Source organism: Drancourtella massiliensis, assembly GCF_016900655.1.
Lineage (GTDB): Bacteria > Bacillota > Clostridia > Lachnospirales > Lachnospiraceae > Sellimonas > Sellimonas catena.
In genome coordinates, this window is sequence record NZ_JACJKH010000066.1 from 1 (window position 1) to 1,664 (window position 1,664).

Annotated in this window: 1 protein-coding gene; it reads left to right on the forward strand. The window is 44.1% G+C overall.

Features of this window, described 5'->3' with window-relative positions; translation table 11 throughout:
* Positions 1 to 193: 193 nt before the first annotated feature.
* Positions 194 to 1,144, forward strand: a complete 951-nt coding sequence (locus H6A32_RS15695; protein WP_204864808.1) for an Rpn family recombination-promoting nuclease/putative transposase — start codon at positions 194 to 196, stop codon at positions 1,142 to 1,144.
* Positions 1,145 to 1,664 lie beyond the last annotated feature (520 nt).

A 1,664-nucleotide genomic window follows, 5' to 3' on the forward strand; every position in this document is an offset into this window, starting at 1 on the left:
TCGCCGAATTATTCAAATCTTATTATTGTATACGGCAGATCTAATGGCTGGCAATCGGACAGTTTCTTTTTCGCTTTTCTATCAGGATCATTTATTCCCTAAACCACTTTTTCCGATGGCAAAAATATGCTACACTTACAGCATACAGAAACATCCTTTTCCAGCGGATGAGAAGCCGGGAAAGGATCGAATTATGAGAAAAATCAAAAGAAAAAGAAAGACACAAAATAAGAAAAGACCAACTGCCCGAAGCGAAGATTTTATCATGAAGCCTTCCGTGGACTGGTGTTTCAAAGAACTGATGAGAAATCCAAAGACAAGAAAAGGATTTATTGCAGTGCTTTTGCAGGTTAAGCCGGAAGAAATTGATGAGACGATCCTGTTGGAAAATGAGCTTCCCAAAGAAGCAGAAGAGGAAAAGCAGGGAATTCTGGATGTGCATGTATGCCTGGCGGATGGAGTGCAGATAGATATCGAAATGCAGGTGTTTTATGTGGAATACTGGGACGAACGCCTGCTATTTTACCTGAGCAAAATGTATGCAGGACAGATCAAAGCAGGGGAAAGCTATCGCATCCTGAAGAAGTGTATTCAGGTCAGCGTCCTGAATTTTGAACGATTTCCAGATGATGATTTTTGTTACCGGACGGTCCATTTCTGGGATGAAATGGCAGGGAAGAAGTATACAGATAAGCTGGAGATTCAGATCCGGGAGCTTCCGAAACTTCAGAAAAAGGCCAGTGGACCGGAAGATGTGATGGAGTGGATGCGGTTTCTTCGAGGGCAGAATAAAGAGGAGCTGAAAGAAGTGGCAAAGGGAAATGAATATCTGGAAGGAGCATACGAAGATTTAGTAAAGATGAGCCTGGATGAGAAGAAGCGTTTACAGTATGAGGCCAGGGAGAAAGCGATCCTCGACTATAGGTCAAACATGGAGGGAGCCGAGAAGAGGGGCTTTCAGCGGGGCGTGAAGCGTGGAATCACACAGGGGATTGAGCGTGGCGTGACACAGGGAGAGCAGTCTACACTGATTCGTCTCTACCGGAAGAACCGTCTGACGTTGGAAGAAGCGGCAGAAGAGGCAAAAATGACGGTAGAAGAGTTCCGGAAGCTTGCGGAATTGGAAGAACATTCTATGGAATAAGGTGTGGGAAAAAGAGGTTGAAAGAGTTCATGCGTTGGATCACGGAGAATGAAGCGGTTCATACGATGATGACGGCTCTCCTTACATTTCATCAGGCAGCCTTCTATTGGTTGCTGATTTTACCTTGGGGAAAGGCATTTCCCCAAGTGAGCTGTTGATCATGCCATGATTCAGTGGTCAGGAAAAATTCATTTCCGCCGTCCGTTTGACGGCCTTGGCAACTGTGTTACGGGATACGCCGCAGCTATGTGCGATGTTCCGTTTACTGAATCCTAAGCTTTTCTGGCGAAGGATTTCTCGATACTTGGTTGTAATAGTGGCCTCTGGTTTCTTGTCTTTTCGTTATTGGTATGTTACTCTATCTATCTATATCTGAAAAGCATTCGCTTTTCGTATTTCTAAGGCATTCGCCGAATTATTCAAATCTTATTATTGTATACGGCAGATCTAATGGCTGGCAATCGGACAGTTTCTTTTTCGCTTTTCTATCAGGATCATTTATTCCCTAAACCACTTTTTC

Excerpts from the sequence above, each read along its gene's own strand:
- H6A32_RS15695 (WP_204864808.1), top strand. The coding sequence starts at position 194 with ATGAGAAAAATCAAAAGAAAAAGAAAGACACAAAATAAGAAAAGACCA.